Raw genomic sequence first — 17,224 nt, forward strand, 5'->3', positions numbered from 1 at the left:
AATATAGACCACAGATTACACAGTTCGAACAGATTTTATAAAAATTTGAAATCAGTTTAATCCGTAAAATCAGTGGGCAAAAATAAAATATATGAAAAAAGTACTTTTTATCGATCGTGACGGAACGATTGTTTTAGAACCTGAAAATTACCAATTAGACAGTTTAGATAAACTGGAATTTTATCCAAAAGCTTTTCAATATCTGGCTAAAATTGCCGCTGAACTAGATTACGAACTGGCAATGGTAACCAATCAGGACGGATTAGGAACGGATAGTTTTCCAGAAGATACGTTTTGGCCAACTCAGAATTTTATCCTTAAAGCCTTTGAAAACGAAGGTGTTGTTTTTGATGAAATTTTTGTTGACAGAACTTTTCCAGAAGAAAATGCGCCAACACGCAAACCAAGAACGGGAATGCTGACAAAATATCTGAATAATCCGGAATATGATTTAGTAAATTCTTTTGTTTTAGGTGATCGTTTAACTGATGTTGAATTGGCTAAAAATCTAGGAGCAAAAGCCATTTTCATGAATATGACTGATGGAATTGGAAGCAATGAAATTTCATCAAAACGAGAAGAATTAAACGATACGATTGCTTTGCAGACGATAGATTGGAAAAGAATTTACGAGTTCTTGAAATTAGAGGCACGTTCAGCTTCGATTACTCGTAAAACCAATGAAACCGATATTTATATCAACTTAAACCTTGACGGAACTGGGAAAAGCAAAATCGACACCGGAATTGCGTTTTTTGACCATATGTTGGATCAAATCTCACGTCACGGACAAATGGACTTAGAAATTACTGTAAAAGGCGATTTAGAAGTCGATGAGCACCATACAATTGAAGATACGGCAATTGCTTTAGGAGAAGTTTTCGCGAAAGCGTTAGGAAATAAACTAGGAATCGAACGTTACGGATTCTGTCTTCCAATGGACGATTGTTTAGCACAGGCAGCAATTGATTTTGGAGGAAGAAACTGGCTAATTTGGGAAACCGAATTTAAACGCGAAATGGTTGGTAAAATGCCGACAGAAATGTTCTATCACTTCTTTAAATCATTTACAGACGGCGCAAAAGCGAATTTAAATATTAAAGCAGAAGGAATAAACGAACATCACAAAATTGAAGCGATCTTTAAAGCTTTTGCAAAAGCGATAAAAGTAGCCGTAAAAAGAGATACCGAAAAAATGATTTTGCCTTCTACGAAAGGAATGCTTTAAGAAGTTTAAAATTGTTTCAGGTTTCATGTTTCAAGTTCAGTGGAGTAACTTGAAACATGAAACTTGAAACCTGAAACAAAAAATTAAATGAAAATAGTAATTATAAATTACGGAGCAGGAAATATTCAGAGCATTATGTTTGCTATTGAAAGACTGGGTTTTAAGGCGGTTTTGAGTAATAATCCAGACGAAATTAAATTGGCAGATAAAGTGATTTTTCCTGGTGTAGGTGAGGCGAGTTCGGCTATGGCAAAACTTCGTGAAAGCGGTTTAGACAGTTTAATTCCGCAATTGAAACAGCCTGTTTTAGGAATATGTCTCGGAATGCAGTTAATGTGCAATAAATCGGAAGAAGGAAATACAGAAGGTTTAGGGATTTTTGATGTTGATGTTGTGAAATTTTCAAACAACGTAAAAGTGCCGCAAATGGGATGGAATCAGATTTATGATTTAAAAACCGATTTGTTTAAAGGAATTTCTGAAAATGAGTTCATGTATCTGGTTCATAGTTTTTACGCTCCAAATTGTGCTGAATCTATCGCAACAACAAATTACGACGTAGAATACGCATCGGCATTACAAAAAGATAATTTTTATGGAACTCAGTTTCACCCAGAAAAGAGCGGTGATGTTGGAGAAAAGATTCTAGGTAATTTTTTAAAAATGTAAAATTTCAATTTCAATATCAAAAATCAATCAAAATATCAATTTTTGAGAATCAAAAAGACTTTAAAACTTTAGACTTTCAAACTTTAAGACTAAAATAAAATGAGAATAATACCAGCCATAGATATCATTGAAGGAAAATGCGTTCGTTTGTCCAAAGGTGATTATGATACCAAAATAATTTATAATGAAAATCCGCTGGAAGTGGCAAAATCATTTGAAGCGCACGGAATTGAATATTTGCATTTAGTTGATCTTGACGGTGCAAAATCAAGCAAGATTGTCAATTATAAGATATTAGAACAAATTGCAACGCAAACGAGCTTAAAAATTGATTTTGGAGGCGGATTAAAGTCGGATGACGATTTGAGAATTGCTTTTGAAAGCGGTGCAAACCAAATTACCGGCGGAAGTATTGCGGTTAAAAACAGAGAAATTTTTGAAAAATGGATTTCAGAATACGGTTCAGAAAAAATTATTTTGGGAGCTGATGCAAAAGATGAAAAAATTGCGGTTTCTGGCTGGTTAGAAGAATCAAATGAAGATTTAGTTCCGTTTATTCAGGATTATCAAAATAAAGGAATTCAGTACGTTATTTGCACCGATATTGCCAAAGACGGAATGCTGCAAGGCCCAAGTTTTGATTTGTACAGTAAAATTTTAGCAGAAGCAAAAGGTGTAAAACTAATCGCTTCTGGCGGAATTTCTACTTTTGACGAATTGCCAAAATTAGCCGAATTAGGCTGTGAAGGAACGATTATAGGAAAAGCAATTTACGAAGGGAGAATTAGCTTGAAACAGTTAGAGGATTTTATAATTAGAAAATGAGAATTAATTAGATAATGTGCCAATTAGAAAATTAGATAATTTGAGCGCAACGTCAAAAATTATCTAATTTTCTAATTGGCACATTAAAAATTGACACATTAAAAACATGTTAGCAAAAAGAATAATACCCTGCTTAGATATAAAAAACGGAAGAACTGTAAAAGGTGTTAATTTCGTTGACTTGCGTGATGCGGGAGATCCTGTAGAATTGGCGGAAATTTATTCGAGAGAAGGTGCAGACGAATTGGTTTTTCTGGATATTTCGGCAACTGAGGAAAGACGAAAAACGCTGGTAAATATGGTGCGAAGTGTGGCAGAAAAAATCAACATTCCATTTACTGTTGGCGGTGGGATTTCATCTGTTGAAGACGTTGATATTCTGCTGAATAATGGAGCCGATAAAGTTTCTATTAATTCATCGGCAGTAAAAAATCCGCAGTTAATCAATGATTTGGCTCAGAAGTTTGGAAGCCAATGTGTTGTTGTAGCAATTGATGCTAAACAAATCGACGGACAATGGATTGTGCATTTAGTCGGCGGGAAAGTTCCGACTGAATTGAATTTATTCGATTGGGCTGTTGAAGTGGCAGAACGAGGAGCAGGAGAAATCCTTTTTACTTCGATGGATAACGACGGAACTAAAAATGGTTTTGCAAACGAAGCTTTGGCTAAACTTTCAGAATTAGTAAATATTCCGATAATCGCTTCGGGAGGCGCTGGAAACATACAGCATTTCGTAGATTCGTTTAAAGAAGGAAAAGCAGACGCGGCTTTGGCAGCAAGTGTTTTTCACTTTAAAGAAATAGAGATAAAAGCTTTAAAACAAGAACTTAGAAGCAACGGAATTGAAGTTAGGCTTTAAAAATAAAGTCAAGAAGAAAGATGCAAGATTCAAATTTAAAACAACAATAGTAAATAATATAGAAGCTCGAATTTAGTTTTAACTTTAAGACTTTCGACTTTACAACTTTAGACTAAAATTATGGATATCGATATCAAAAGTGCACACGGATTAATTCCGGCTATAATTCAGGATTCAGAAACAAAAAATGTTTTGATGCTGGGTTATATGAACGAAGAATCGCTTCAAAAAACAATAGAAACACAAAAAGTGACTTTCTTTAGCCGTTCCAAACAAAGACTTTGGACGAAAGGCGAGGAGAGTGGTAACTTTTTAAATCTGGTAAGCATTAAAAATGATTGTGACGGCGATACGCTATTAATTCAGGCAAAACCAGTTGGGCCAACTTGTCACACTGGTGCAGATACTTGCTGGCAGGAACCAAATGATGCGAATTACGGTTTTATTTCTCAATTAGAAAATACAATCAAAACCCGCAGAGAAAATGCTGATTCTGAACAGAGTTATGTAGCTTCTTTATTTGCAAAAGGAATTAATAAAATTGCTCAAAAAGTTGGTGAAGAAGCTGTAGAAGTAGTTATTGAAGCAAAAGATGATAACGACGATTTATTCCTCAGCGAAAGCGCCGATTTACTTTTTCATTATCTGATTTTACTGCAGGCAAAAGGTTATCAGTTAAATGATGTTGTTGAAGTTTTAAAGAAACGTCAGAAGTAACATAAAGTTTATCATTTCGAGGAACGAGAAATCGCACTAGAAACTCCGCAAAAGATATCTCCAATCTTTGTTGATTACCTAGTGCGATTTCTTGTTCCTCGAAATAAAAAAAATACTTACAAATCCGTGCTTTCGCATAGTGAATCCGTGTCTTCCGTGCGCCATCTCGCAATACTACTCTACAAACTCAAAAACTGCAAATTCCTGCGGTTGATGAAAACCAAATTTCAAACTTTTATAAGGCTGTAAAGCAAGGTATTCGGTTGTATCGCCGTAATCAATTCTAAAAATATTAGCCTTCCATTTTGTACCAATCTTTGGTTTTAAAAAATTGCCGTTTTCAATTTTTTCTAAGCTTGAAAAAGGGATTTTTATTTCGGTATCAAAGCCCTCTGAGGTTATTTTACTGACAGCTTCAAATCCTTTAATATCAAAATTCATATCTGTTTTCCAGCCTCCGCATTCTGGTGAAATACATTTAACAAGCATATCATAATTAGCAGAAAATGCATTTATACCAATTTCCAGATAATTTTTCCCGTCTCCGTCAGGATCAATAAATATTTCTACCAAATCATCAGTTTCATAGATTTTAGAATCTTTCATTTGATGTTTTCCCACTATTTGAGAATCAATTGAACGATAAGCAATAAAAAGGTATTCATCGTTCCACGAAAGTGAAACCATTGTATTTTGTTTTGCTTTTTCTCCTGAATTATGAATTACAAAAGGACCTGAAAAAGGTGTTTTCCAATCGGTTAAATCTCCGTCGATTTTTATTTTTTCACTAGTTTTCGCAATTGAAAATGTTTGTGAATGCATCGTGTTTATACAAACAAGATAAATAAAAACTACAGGTAGATAGAATTTCATAAGTTAGATTTGATTTATTGCTAAAGTAAAGAGAAGTCATCTATTATAAAAGATTAATTTTACTTAATATAAATATATAGGAGTATTTTTGCAAATGATTAAGAAAATAATTCTAAAGAAAAATCAATAGGCAAATGAATGGCAGTAAAAACACAATTTTTGAAATTGATAAAAAATACACCGCTAAACTTATTATTGCATTAAAACTTGCAGAAAAGGCAGTTTCTGAACTTTTGATACGAAATAAAAAGAATAAAAAAACAATTGAACAAAATAGTATTTATAAAGTAGAGGATCTTTATATTGTGTTTGAAAAAACAGATGAAACCCTTCATTTCTGGTTTTATTCAGATAAAACAACGAATTGGATGGAAGGGAAAAAAGGAATAAATTTTTCTGTCTTTTTTGATGAAAACAATGATGAAGGGCGGATTCAATATTATAGAGATTCATTTATAGAATAGGTAGTTTTTTTAATTTTTTCGGGTATAGAAATAGAAATTTAACGTGATTAGTTACATTTGTTAAAAACAAAAAACAACTAAATAATCCAAAATTCAGCTAATGAAAAAATACTTTAAAAACATTTTTGTCGCCTTTCTAATTGGTTTTGCAGCCAATGCCCAAGGACTTTTAAATAAGTCAGAAACTGTTTTTACACATCAGGATACCTTACGCGGAAGCATTACAAAAGAAAGAGCCTGGTGGGATTTGAAATATTATCATCTTGACATTAAGGTGAATCCGGCAGATAGAACCATTTCCGGAACTAATACTGTCCGTTATAAGGTTTTAACAGAATACAACCGTATGCAGATTGATTTGCAGGAACCAATGAGCATTACGAAAGTAACGCAGAACGGAAAGGAACTGAAGTTTGAAAGAGACGGAAATACTTTCTTTATTACTTTATCAGAAAATCAAAAAGCTGGAGAAACGAAAGAAATTATCGTTTCATTTGGAGGAGTTCCAAAAGAAGCCGTACGTCCCCCTTGGGATGGCGGAATAACCTGGCAGAAAGATAAAAACGGCAAAGATTTTATCGCTTCATCTTGTCAGGGATTAGGCGCGAGCGTTTGGTGGCCATGTAAAGACCACATGTACGATGAAGTAGAGAATATGCTGATCAGCGTAAATGTTCCGGGAGATTTAACTGATGTTTCAAATGGAAGGCTTCAAAGTGTTAAAAAACAAAAAGATGGAACTAAAACTTTCAATTGGTATGTCGCTAATCCAATTAACAATTACGGGGTAAATATCAATATTGGAGATTATGTTAATTTCTCAGAAAAATTTAAAGGAGAAAAAGGCGATTTAGATTGTAATTATTATGTTTTGAGAGATAATCTGGCTAAAGCAAAAGAACAGTTTAAAGATGCTCCTAAAATGCTTAAAGCTTTTGAAAGCTGGTTTGGACCTTATCCGTTTTACGAAGACAGTTACAAATTGGTGTAAGCTCCGTATTTAGGAATGGAACACCAAAGCTCGGTAACTTACGGAAACAATTACCAAAACGGTCATAACGGACATGATATAAGCGGTACAGGCTGGGGATTGAAGTTTGATTATATTATTATTCATGAATCGGGTCACGAATGGTTTGCCAATAATATCACCTATAAAGACATTGCCGATATGTGGATTCATGAAAGTTTTACCACGTATTCAGAAGTTCTTTTTATAGAATATTATTATGGAAAAGATGCAGCAAATGAATACGCTAGAGGAATTAGAAAAATGATTGCGAATAAAGAACCTATTATTGGGCATTATGATGTAAATAGAGAAGGTTCTGGCGATATGTACCCGAAAGGCGCTAACATGATTCACACGATTCGTCAGGTGATTAATGATGATGCAAAATTTAAAGTGATTCTTCGCGGAATGAACAAAACGTTTTACCATCAAACCGTTACCACAAAACAGATTGAAGATTACATAAGTAAAGAATCTGGAATTGATTTCGACCCGGTTTTTAATCAGTATCTAAGAACGCCACAGGTGCCTGTTTTTGAATATTATTTTAAAAATCAAAAATTAGCGTATCATTGGATTAACTGTCAGGAAAATTTTGATCTTCCGTTAAAGGTGACTTTGAACGGTGTAGAAACCTGGCTAAAACCAACTTCAGACTGGCAGGCGAAAGATTTAAACAGTGAAAAAACAAGTTTAACTGTAGATAAAAACTTTTATGTAATAGAATCTAATATCACCAATTAAGTTTTTAAAATAACTAAAAAACAAACCCAATAAATTTCTTATTTATTGGGTTTGTTTTTTATGAAGAAATCATAAAATTTTAGAATTCTTAATCCGAATGTTTACATTTGTGACAGATTAAGTTCGAATACTTTATTTATTTTATAATTCTAACTAATGAAAAATTACTTTGGAAGCATTTTAACTGCTTTTCTAATTGGTTTTACTGCCAATGCTCAGGGACTTTTAAACAAGTCAGAAACCGTTTTTACACATCAGGATACTTTACGCGGAAGCATCACAAAAGAAAGAGCCTGGTGGGATTTGAAATATTATCACCTTGATGTAAAAGTGAATCCAAAAGAAAAATCAATCTCAGGTTCTAATACAGTTCGTTATACTGTTTTAACAGAAAATAACCGTATGCAGATTGATTTGCAGGAACCTATGAACATTACTAAAGTAACGCAGAACGGAAAAGAATTAAAATTTGAAAGAGACGGAAACGCATTTTTCATCACTTTAAACGAAAAACAAAAAGCTGGTGATACAAAAGAAATTGTAGTTTCATTTAACGGAAAACCTAAAGAAGCAGTAAGAGCACCGTGGGACGGCGGTTTTTCTTGGAAAAAAGATAAAAACGGAAAAGATTTTATTGCTACATCTTGCCAGGGTTTAGGAGCGAGCGTTTGGTGGCCGTGTAAAGACCATATGTATGATGAAGTAGAAAATATGCTGATCAGCGTTAATGTTCCGGGAGATTTAACGGAAGTTTCTAACGGAAGATTACAAAGCGTTAAAAAAGAAAAAGACGGAACGAAAACTTTTAATTGGTATGTTGCCAATCCTATCAATAATTACGGTGTAAATATCAATATTGGTGATTACGTTAATTTCTCAGAAGTTTTTAAAGGTGAAAAAGGAAATTTAGACTGTAATTATTATGTTTTAAGAGATAATCTGGCTTTGGCAAAAGAGCAGTTTAAAGATGCGCCAAAAATGCTGAAAGCTTTTGAAAACTGGTTCGGACCTTATCCGTTTTACGAAGACAGTTATAAATTGGTTGAAGTTCCGTATTTAGGAATGGAGCACCAAAGTTCTGTTACATACGGAAATCAATACAAAAATGGTTATTTAGGACGTGACTTAAGCGGAACAGGCTGGGGATTAAAGTTTGATTTTATCATCATTCATGAATCGGGTCACGAATGGTACGCTAACAATATCACTTACAAAGATATTGCTGATATGTGGGTTCACGAGAGTTTTACAAACTATTCAGAAAGTCTTTTTGTGGAGTATTATTACGGAAAAGATGCCGGAGCAGAATATGTAATTGGATGTAGAAAAAACATCAAAAATGATACTCCAATCATCGGACATTATGATGTAAATAATGAAGGTTCTGGAGATATGTATCCAAAAGGAGCTTCGATGCTTCATATGATTCGTCAGGTAATCAATGATGATGCAAAATGGAAATCGATTTTAAGAGGCATGAACAAAACGTTTTACCATCAAACGGTTACTGGTAAACAAATTCAGGATTATATTAATGAACAATCCGGAATTAACTTCAACAGAGTTTTTGCTCAATATTTAACTACAACTCAAATTCCGGTTTTTGAATATATGTTTAAAAACGGAACTTTTGGCTACCACTGGACAAACTGTGTTTCTAAATTTGATATGCCGGTAAGAGTGAAATTAAATGGTGTTGAAACCTGGCTGAAACCAACAACAGAATGGCAGTCAGTAAAAACAGATAATGAAGACAGAAAAATAGAAGTTGATAAAGATTTTTATGTTACGACTTCTAATATTGTTGAATAAATTCTTTTAATTTTCAATATACAAAATCCCAAATTCCATCCCGATAGCATCAGGAGGAGTTTGGGATTTTTACGTTAGTAAACCCCGACAGGTTTTTAAAATCTGTCGGGTTTGGTTTTTAGTACAGTTTTGTCGAAATAACAAAAAGCCTTGAATTTCAAGGCTTTTTTATTGGAGTTTGTTTTTTTATCTGAATTTAAAAGATTTATCGGCTATTCAGCTTCGCTTTTTCTTTAATAATATCAGCAATTTTTCTATTTTCGATTTTGCTTTCAAGCCACGAAATAATATCCAGGTATAAGAAAGCTCTTTTTTCGTAAGTATTCTTTTCAAGTTCTACGAAACGGGCATGCATTTTTTTGAATTCCTTTTTAATATCAGCAGGATAGAAGTTATTCAGGTTTCTTAAAAACTTGATAATCTCTTTTTGAACTTCGTGTAAGTCATTCATTTTTAATAAAAACTTATACGTGCTTTTCAGGTGGTTTTCTAAATAATAATCTTTTCCTAATTCATAATGTGCAATCAGCGACAATAGTCTTGCAAAGCACATTAAATCTTCGCGCATGGTTAAGTTTTTATTATTGATAATTTTATCAAGATAGAAAATACATTCGTTATACTTTTCATTTCCAAAATAAATAGAAGCTATTTTGTAGAAAAATAACATTTCGTGATGTTCATCAAGGTGATCACTGTGTACTTTCAGTTTTTCTAAAATCTCAGGAATCAGATATTCACTTTCGGCAAAAGTGCCTTCCAGAATATGCAGATTCAGTTTGTTATTATATAAGTATAAAAACGACAGCGAAGCAAGGTTATCATTTACGGGAAATCTCGGATCCTGAATCGTTTCTTCTAAAAGCGAAAGATATCTCTTGAAATTGGATGTATATTTCAACATATAAAGCGATTCCAGAAAATAGTGGTTACCTTTTAAGAAAAATACCGGATTCAGGTAAATCATATTTGGATTGTCATAAAAAAGCTGTACCCATTTGTAAGCAAATTTATAACTCGCTAAAAAGTCCTGAACCAAGAAGCTTCGCCATAAATTGGCATTGTAAAACCAATATTTTTCACGAAAACCAAATTTTGTTTCGTCTAGTTTGGCAATGTGCTTATTGAAATAATCATCAATATATTTATACTCCTCATCGCTTTTTACGTAACCTGTTTTCAGCATGATTCCGTATAATTGAAGCGAAAGATTCGATAATTTGCTCGAAATAGTATTTCGGTAATTTAATTCTTTGGCCTGAACAACCAATTCGTCGGCACGGCCCTGAATACTTCTCGTAATATATTGTGATTCTATCAGCTTTTCGAACTCGACAATTTCATACGCCATATATTTTTCGTCATTTTCTAAAGCCTGCTGTTTTGTTTTGTCAAGAATTTTTAAACTCTGTTTATAAAGTCCTTTATTATATAGTATAACAGCAAAATCAATTTGTTCGCGTAATTGATAACGAATATTCTGGCTCGGAATATTTAAGCGAATACTAACTAAGATTTGTTTGTATAGGTATGATTTTAAGTTAGATAACTGAACTTTTTTGATGCTTCCGCTCTTTAAAATAAGCTTTTCATCATACGTTTCAGACTTATCTAAAATATTGAATAGTTCAATGAATTTCGTATTCGAGCTGGTTTCTAATCGGCTTGCAAAAATTTTAAACTGCCTTTTTTCAGATTTGGAAAGTGATTTTATCAGAACAAATAAGAAATCTTTTTGATGGTTAGCCATTGTAAAAAATAATAATATAACTTATTGATTATTAAATATTTAACTCGTTATAAATTGTGTTATGAACAGTATAATTTCATTAAAATGAATTTCGTACTGCGATTGTACAATATATATTTGTTATCAAGATGTGAAATTACATTAAATAAATGAATATGAATAGAGAGAAAGTTCAAATTTTTGACACCACTTTACGCGACGGTGAACAAGTTCCAGGATGCAAGTTAGATACTAAGCAAAAATTAGTTATCGCAGAACGACTAGACAAAATGGGAGTTGATATTATCGAAGCTGGTTTTCCTGTGTCAAGTCCGGGCGATTTTTTATCGGTCTCTGAGATTTGTAAAATTGTAGAAAATGCAACGGTCTGCGGACTAACAAGAGCCGTGAAAAACGACATTGATGTTGCTGCAGCTGCTTTAAAGCACGCGAAGAAACCTAGAATCCATACTGGAATCGGAACTTCTGAATCTCATATACTCCACAAATTACAAACTACGCCTGAAGATATTATTGCAAGAGCCAAATTTGCAGTAGCACACGCAAAATCGTATGTAGAAGATGTAGAATTCTACGCAGAAGATGCTGGTAGAACTGATAATGCTTTCCTTGCAAAAGTTTGTGAAGAAGTTATTAAATCTGGTGCAACTGTATTAAATATTCCTGACACAACAGGATATTGTCTTCCGGAAGAATACGGAGCAAAAATTAAATATTTAAAAGAAAACGTAAAAGGAATCGAAAACGTAATCCTTTCATGCCACTGTCATAACGATTTAGGAATGGCAACTGCAAACTCAATCGCAGGTGCAATTAATGGTGCAAGACAAATCGAGTGTACTATTAATGGTATTGGAGAAAGAGCAGGAAATACTGCACTTGAAGAAGTGGTAATGATTTTCAAACAGCATCCTTACTTAAACTTAGATACAAACATTAATACAAGAGAATTAAACGAAATGAGCCGTTTAGTTTCTGAAAGTATGGGAATGATTGTTCAGCCAAATAAAGCGATCGTTGGAGCAAATGCTTTTGCACACAGTTCTGGAATTCATCAGGATGGTGTTATCAAAAACAGAGCAACTTACGAAATTATGGATCCCCTTGATGTGGGCGTAAACGAATCTTCTATCATTTTGACAGCAAGAAGCGGAAGAGCAGCATTAGCATACCGAGCTAAAAAAGTAGGTTACGAGCTTACAAAAACACAATTAGACACTGTTTACATTGAGTTCTTGAAGTTTGCTGACATTAAAAAAGAAGTAGTAGACGCAGATATTCACCAAATTATAGAAGCTTCTAAAATTGAAGGTGAATTAATCAGAAGCTAATAAAACACAATAGAGCCAAGAAGAAAGAGAAAAAAAATAAAGATTTAAATACATAAAGAACGAGACGTTATGAATTTGAAAATAGCAGTTTTACCAGGAGACGGAATTGGACCAGAAGTTATTGCACAGGCCAAAAAAGCATTATATGCTATAGGCGAAGTGTACAATCATGAATTTGTTTTTGAAGAAGCACTCATGGGTGCGATCGCTATTGACAAAACTGGAAACCCGCTCCCGGAGCAGACTTTAAATCTTTGTTTAAATACTGATGCTGTTTTGCTTGGTGCTATTGGAGATCCAAAATACGATAACAACCCAAATGCAAAAGTTCGTCCGGAGCAAGGTTTGTTAAAACTTCGAAAAGAACTTGGTTTGTTTGCCAATATTCGTCCAATTAAACCATTTAAGGCTTTAATTGACGCTTCTCCTTTAAAAAGAGAGATTATTGAAGGAGCAGATTTTACAATTTTCAGAGAATTAACTGGCGGTGCTTATTTTGGTACAAAAACATTAAATGATGAAGGCACACATGCTTCGGATTTATGTGAGTATTCTGAAGAAGAAATAACGAGAATTGCACATTTAGCTTTTAAATCGGCACAAAACCGACGCAAGAAGTTAACTATGGTAGACAAAGCAAATGTTTTGGAAACTTCCAGATTATGGAGAAAAGTGGTTCAAAAAGTAGGTGAAAGTTATCCAGATGTAATCTTGGACTTTTTATTTGTAGATAATGCAGCAATGCAGCTGATTTTGAATCCAAAACAATTTGATGTCATTTTAACTGAGAATTTATTTGGAGATATTTTATCTGATGAAGCCAGTGTAATTACAGGATCTATTGGTTTACTGCCATCAATATCTTTAGGAGAAAAAAATGCTTTGTTTGAGCCAATTCACGGTTCATATCCGCAGGCAAAAGGAAAAAATATTGCCAATCCAATTGCTTCAATTTTAGCTGCAGGACTTTTGTTAGAACATTTTGGATTAACTAAAGAAGCGAATGTAGTTTTTCAGGCAGTTAAAAAAGCAATTGAATATGAAGTTGTTACTGTTGATTTAAAACCAGATTCAAAATTTGGTACAAATGAAGTAGGGGAGTTTGTTTCCAATTTCATTTTCAGCAAAGATGACTTATTATATTTTAATAATGATAATGTTTCGATTGGTCAATCGACAATAGTTTAGATTTTTTACTAAAATAATGAATTAAATAACAAGAAGTATTAGAAATGTTGAGATTTTATTTTTTTAGTTCTTAAAGTTTTTGTACTTTTGTAACACTAAAAAAATAAGCGATGCAAATCTCAATTATTATTACTTCTGTCGTTGTTGTCAATGTGTTTAGCACATCTGCATCGGGAACGGTATAAATATAATTGAAAGACTATATTATAAACCTTCCAAATACTGGAAGGTTTTTTTTTGAATAAAATTAAAATAAAAATAACGCAATAATGGAATTAAATAAGTACAGCAAAACCATCACTCAAGATCAAACACAGCCTGCGGCGCAAGCAATGTTGTATGGAATTGGTTTAACTGAAGAAGATTTAAAAAAAGCACAAGTTGGTATTGTCAGCATGGGTTATGATGGTAATACTTGCAATATGCACTTAAATGATTTAGCAAAAGATGTTAAAAAAGGTGTTTGGGATGCTGGTCTGGTCGGACTTATTTTTAATACCATTGGTGTAAGTGACGGAATTTCTAACGGTACAGAAGGAATGCGTTATTCATTAGTTTCTCGTGATGTAATCGCAGATTCTATTGAAACTGTAGCCGGTGCACAATGGTACGATAGTATTATTGCAATTCCCGGCTGCGATAAAAATATGCCTGGAGCATTAATCGCAATGGGAAGATTAAACCGTCCGTCAATGATGGTTTATGGAGGATCTATCCACTCAGGAAAATGGAAAGGTGAATCTCTAAACATCGTTTCTGCTTTTGAAGCTTTAGGAAAAAAAGTAAAAGGCGAAATTACTCCGGAAGATTTTAAAGGAGTTATTCAAAATGCTTGTCCTGGAGCTGGTGCCTGCGGCGGTATGTATACTGCAAACACTATGTCTTCTGCAATTGAAGCATTAGGTATGAGTATGCCTTACAGTTCTTCTAACCCTGCTTTGAGTCAGGAAAAAAGAGACGAATGTATTGCTGCCGGAGAAGCTATTAAAGTTTTATTAGAAAAAGATATTAAGCCAAGAGATATTATGACTCGTAAAGCTTTCGAAAATGCTATTACAATTGTAGCAGTTTTAGGAGGTTCTACAAACGCAGTTATGCACTTAATTGCAATGGCACACTCTGTTGGTATTACAATTACTCTTGATGATTTTCAGGCAATTAACGACAGAACACCTGTTCTTGCCGATATGAAACCAAGTGGTAAATATATGATGGAAGACATTCACGAAGTGGGAGGTATTCCGGGTGTAATGAAATATTTATTGAAAGTGGGACTTATCCACGGAGATTGTTTAACAGTAACTGGAAAAACAGTTGCTGAAAACTTAGCTTCTACACCGGATTTACAAGACGGACAAGAAGTAATTCATGAAATTCAAAAAGCATTAAAACCAACAGGAAATATTCAGGTTTTATACGGAAACCTTGCTTCTGAAGGAGCTGTGGCAAAAATCAGCGGAAAAGAAGGAGAATATTTCGAAGGACCAGCTGTAGTTTTTGAAGGTGAATTTGAAGTAATTCCTGGCTTGCAGGCCGGAAAGATTAAACCAGGTAATGTCGTCGTCATTAGAGGTTGTGGACCAAAAGGTGGTCCGGGTATGCCTGAAATGCTAAAACCGACATCTGCTATTATTGGTGCAGGATTAGGAAGCAGCTGTGCACTTATTACAGACGGCAGATTCTCCGGAGGTTCACACGGATTCGTGGTAGGACACGTAACACCAGAGGCTTATGATGGAGGTGGTATTGCACTAGTAAAAGATGGCGATTTAATTGCTATCGATGCGGTGAAAAATACAATCGACCTGAAAATATCTGACGAAGAATTTGCAGCTCGTAAAGCGGCTTGGGTTCAACCAGCGCTAAAAGTTGACAGAGGGGTTTTACTTAAATACGCAAGATCGGTTTCTAGTGCTTCAACAGGCTGTGTTACCGATAATTAACCGACAAAAAAATATGAGTTTGAAAACTGTAATTATTTCAAATTCTAAACAATAAAATTACCAAATGGGAACAATTAGAATATCAGGCGCCGAAGCCGTTATTAGATGCTTATTAGAAGAAGGAGTAGACTTAATTTATGGATATCCGGGAGGAGCTATAATGCCGGTTTACGACGAATTATATAAATTTCAGGATCAGCTGCACCACGTTTTAGTACGTCACGAACAAGGTGCAACGCATGCTGCTCAGGGATATGCGAGAGCAACAGGAAAAGTGGGTGTTGCAATTGCAACTTCTGGACCAGGAGCTACAAATCTTGTAACCGGAATTGCCGATGCTCAGATCGATTCAACTCCAATGGTTTGTATTACAGGACAAGTTGGAAGACATTTATTAGGATCTGATGCCTTTCAGGAAACAGATATCATCGGAATTTCAACTCCGGTTACAAAATGGAACTTTCAGGTAACCGAAGCTTCTCAAATTCCTGAAATTATTGCAAAAGCATTCTATATCGCTCGTTCTGGACGTCCAGGGCCTGTTTTAATCGATATTACTAAAAATGCTCAGTTTGATGAGTTCGATTTTAGTTATGAAAAATGTACAGGAATTAGAAGTTATAATCCGGTTCCGAAATTAAATTTAGATAAAGTTGCCGAAGCTGCAGCCTTAATCAATAGTGCTAAAAAACCTTTTATCGTTTTCGGTCAGGGAATTATTTTAGGTCAGGCTGAAGCTGAATTTAAAGCAGTTCTTGAAAAATCAGGAATTCCGGCAGCTTGGACTATTTTAGGACTTTCGGCTCTGCCAACAGATCATCCTTTAAATGTTGGTATGTTAGGAATGCATGGAAATTATGCACCAAACTTGCTGACAAATGAATGTGATGTATTAATTGCCTTCGGTATGCGTTTTGACGATCGTGTAACGGGTAATTTAAAAACTTATGCAAAACAGGCAAAAGTAATTCACTTCGAAATTGATCCTGCAGAGGTTGATAAAAACGTTAAAACAGAAATTGCTGTTTTAGGTGATGTAAAAGAATCTTTAGCTGCTTTATTGCCGCTGCTTGATGCAAAATCACACGATTTATGGCACAATGAATTTAAAGAATTGGCTAAAATTGAATTTGATTCAGTAATTAAAGACGAATTAAATCCATCATCAGCTGGTCTTTCAATGGGAGAGACTATTGAAATGATCAACAAACACTCAAAAGGTGATGCTATTATAGTTTCGGATGTAGGACAGCATCAAATGTTTGCCTGCCGTTATGCAAAATTCAATTCAACAAAAAGTAATATTACTTCTGGCGGATTAGGAACAATGGGATTTGCGCTTCCGGCTGCAATTGGAGCTAAAATGGGAAGACCAGACCGTGAAGTTGTTGCTATTATTGGTGATGGAGGTTTTCAGATGACAATTCAGGAATTAGGAACGATTTTTCAGACTCAGGTTCCTGTAAAAATTGTAATTCTAAATAATGAGTTTTTAGGAATGGTACGTCAATGGCAGGAATTGTTCTTTGATAACAGATACGCTTCAACAAAAATGATTAATCCAAATTTTGTTGCCATTGCCGAAGGATATCATATTAAATCTAAAAAAGTAACACAGCGAGAAGATTTAGATGCTGCTGTTGCAGAAATGCTGGCTTCTAAAGATTCTTATTTCTTAGAAGTTATGGTGGAAAAAGAAAACAACGTTTTTCCAATGATTCCAACCGGAGCATGCGTTTCAGAAATTAGATTAAGCTAAAAAAGTTTCAAGTTTTAGGTTTCAAGTTTCAATCCCGATAGCCATCG

Annotated in this window: 13 protein-coding genes and 1 pseudogene; 12 read left to right on the top strand and 2 right to left on the bottom strand. The window is 34.2% G+C overall.

Translation table 11 applies throughout. The features are described from left to right. The first annotated feature begins 91 nt into the window (after positions 1 to 91). The 5 genes from hisB to hisIE all read left to right on the top strand — a co-directional run bounded on the left by hisB (position 92) and on the right by hisIE (position 4,301). A complete protein-coding gene (hisB, locus tag PQ462_RS11695; protein WP_274253640.1) occupies positions 92 to 1,228 on the top strand; it encodes a bifunctional histidinol-phosphatase/imidazoleglycerol-phosphate dehydratase HisB in 1,137 nt (378 codons plus the stop codon). 87 nt (positions 1,229 to 1,315) lie between these two features. Next, on the top strand, positions 1,316 to 1,897 hold the full coding sequence (gene hisH, locus PQ462_RS11700; RefSeq protein ID WP_274253641.1) for an imidazole glycerol phosphate synthase subunit HisH: 582 nt from the start codon (positions 1,316 to 1,318) through the stop codon (positions 1,895 to 1,897). 99 nt (positions 1,898 to 1,996) lie between these two features. Further along, positions 1,997 to 2,722 (top strand): 1-(5-phosphoribosyl)-5-[(5-phosphoribosylamino)methylideneamino]imidazole-4-carboxamide isomerase, encoded by a 726-nt coding sequence (gene hisA / locus PQ462_RS11705; RefSeq protein ID WP_274253642.1) that lies wholly within the window; start codon positions 1,997 to 1,999, stop codon positions 2,720 to 2,722. 106 nt (positions 2,723 to 2,828) lie between these two features. Then, positions 2,829 to 3,584 carry an imidazole glycerol phosphate synthase subunit HisF gene (gene hisF, locus PQ462_RS11710; protein WP_274253643.1) on the top strand — a complete coding sequence of 252 codons (756 nt, stop codon included), beginning with the start codon at positions 2,829 to 2,831 and terminating at the stop codon, positions 3,582 to 3,584. A gap of 120 nt (positions 3,585 to 3,704) precedes the next feature. Further along, positions 3,705 to 4,301: a bifunctional phosphoribosyl-AMP cyclohydrolase/phosphoribosyl-ATP diphosphatase HisIE gene (gene hisIE, locus PQ462_RS11715; RefSeq protein WP_121361249.1), complete on the top strand. Its 597-nt coding sequence runs from the start codon at positions 3,705 to 3,707 to the stop codon at positions 4,299 to 4,301. A gap of 174 nt (positions 4,302 to 4,475) precedes the next feature. Here hisIE and PQ462_RS11720 read toward each other — a convergent pair whose 3' ends face one another. Next, positions 4,476 to 5,174, bottom strand: a complete 699-nt coding sequence (locus tag PQ462_RS11720) for a carbohydrate-binding family 9-like protein (protein ID WP_274253644.1) — start codon at positions 5,172 to 5,174, stop codon at positions 4,476 to 4,478. 134 nt (positions 5,175 to 5,308) lie between these two features. On the opposite strand from PQ462_RS11720, the gene PQ462_RS11725 reads away from it, so the two are divergent. From PQ462_RS11725 to PQ462_RS11735, 3 genes and pseudogenes are all read left to right on the top strand, one after another. Next, positions 5,309 to 5,638 (top strand): hypothetical protein, encoded by a 330-nt coding sequence (locus PQ462_RS11725; RefSeq protein ID WP_274253645.1) that lies wholly within the window; start codon positions 5,309 to 5,311, stop codon positions 5,636 to 5,638. A 100-nt stretch (positions 5,639 to 5,738) separates the two neighbouring features. Next, a pseudogene (locus PQ462_RS11730) lies at positions 5,739 to 7,394 on the top strand (M1 family metallopeptidase). Positions 7,395 to 7,550: 156 nt separating this feature from the next. Beyond that, a complete protein-coding gene (locus PQ462_RS11735; RefSeq protein WP_274253646.1) occupies positions 7,551 to 9,206 on the top strand; it encodes a M1 family metallopeptidase in 1,656 nt (551 codons plus the stop codon). Positions 9,207 to 9,411: 205 nt separating this feature from the next. On the opposite strand, the gene PQ462_RS11740 is transcribed toward PQ462_RS11735, so the two are convergent. Then, positions 9,412 to 10,956, bottom strand: a complete 1,545-nt coding sequence (locus PQ462_RS11740; protein WP_073410505.1) for a hypothetical protein — start codon at positions 10,954 to 10,956, stop codon at positions 9,412 to 9,414. Between the two features lie 155 nt (positions 10,957 to 11,111). On the opposite strand from PQ462_RS11740, the gene PQ462_RS11745 reads away from it, so the two are divergent. The 4 genes from PQ462_RS11745 (at position 11,112) to ilvB (ending at position 17,177) form a co-directional block, all read left to right on the top strand. Continuing rightward, the gene (locus PQ462_RS11745) at positions 11,112 to 12,287 is read left to right on the top strand and encodes a 2-isopropylmalate synthase (RefSeq protein ID WP_052295190.1); all 1,176 of its coding nucleotides are present in this window, start codon (positions 11,112 to 11,114) and stop codon (positions 12,285 to 12,287) included. 69 nt (positions 12,288 to 12,356) lie between these two features. Further along, positions 12,357 to 13,475: a 3-isopropylmalate dehydrogenase gene (leuB, locus tag PQ462_RS11750; RefSeq protein WP_012024923.1), complete on the top strand. Its 1,119-nt coding sequence runs from the start codon at positions 12,357 to 12,359 to the stop codon at positions 13,473 to 13,475. Between the two features lie 269 nt (positions 13,476 to 13,744). Further along, on the top strand, positions 13,745 to 15,418 hold the full coding sequence (gene ilvD, locus PQ462_RS11755; RefSeq protein WP_012024922.1) for a dihydroxy-acid dehydratase: 1,674 nt from the start codon (positions 13,745 to 13,747) through the stop codon (positions 15,416 to 15,418). A 64-nt stretch (positions 15,419 to 15,482) separates the two neighbouring features. Continuing rightward, positions 15,483 to 17,177 carry a biosynthetic-type acetolactate synthase large subunit gene (gene ilvB / locus PQ462_RS11760; protein WP_012024921.1) on the top strand — a complete coding sequence of 565 codons (1,695 nt, stop codon included), beginning with the start codon at positions 15,483 to 15,485 and terminating at the stop codon, positions 17,175 to 17,177. The last annotated feature ends 47 nt before the right edge of the window (positions 17,178 to 17,224 follow it).

This window comes from Flavobacterium sp. KACC 22758 (assembly GCF_028736135.1).
Taxonomy (GTDB): domain Bacteria; phylum Bacteroidota; class Bacteroidia; order Flavobacteriales; family Flavobacteriaceae; genus Flavobacterium; species Flavobacterium johnsoniae.

Excerpts from the sequence above, each read along its gene's own strand:
- hisB (WP_274253640.1), top strand. The coding sequence starts at position 92 with ATGAAAAAAGTACTTTTTATCGATCGTGACGGAACGATTGTTTTAGAA.
- hisH (WP_274253641.1), top strand. The coding sequence starts at position 1,316 with ATGAAAATAGTAATTATAAATTACGGAGCAGGAAATATTCAGAGCATT.
- hisA (WP_274253642.1), top strand. The coding sequence starts at position 1,997 with ATGAGAATAATACCAGCCATAGATATCATTGAAGGAAAATGCGTTCGT.
- hisF (WP_274253643.1), top strand. The coding sequence starts at position 2,829 with ATGTTAGCAAAAAGAATAATACCCTGCTTAGATATAAAAAACGGAAGA.
- hisIE (WP_121361249.1), top strand. The coding sequence starts at position 3,705 with ATGGATATCGATATCAAAAGTGCACACGGATTAATTCCGGCTATAATT.
- PQ462_RS11720 (WP_274253644.1), bottom strand. The coding sequence starts at position 5,174 with ATGAAATTCTATCTACCTGTAGTTTTTATTTATCTTGTTTGTATAAAC.
- PQ462_RS11725 (WP_274253645.1), top strand. The coding sequence starts at position 5,309 with ATGAATGGCAGTAAAAACACAATTTTTGAAATTGATAAAAAATACACC.
- PQ462_RS11735 (WP_274253646.1), top strand. The coding sequence starts at position 7,551 with ATGAAAAATTACTTTGGAAGCATTTTAACTGCTTTTCTAATTGGTTTT.
- PQ462_RS11740 (WP_073410505.1), bottom strand. The coding sequence starts at position 10,956 with ATGGCTAACCATCAAAAAGATTTCTTATTTGTTCTGATAAAATCACTT.
- PQ462_RS11745 (WP_052295190.1), top strand. The coding sequence starts at position 11,112 with ATGAATAGAGAGAAAGTTCAAATTTTTGACACCACTTTACGCGACGGT.
- leuB (WP_012024923.1), top strand. The coding sequence starts at position 12,357 with ATGAATTTGAAAATAGCAGTTTTACCAGGAGACGGAATTGGACCAGAA.
- ilvD (WP_012024922.1), top strand. The coding sequence starts at position 13,745 with ATGGAATTAAATAAGTACAGCAAAACCATCACTCAAGATCAAACACAG.
- ilvB (WP_012024921.1), top strand. The coding sequence starts at position 15,483 with ATGGGAACAATTAGAATATCAGGCGCCGAAGCCGTTATTAGATGCTTA.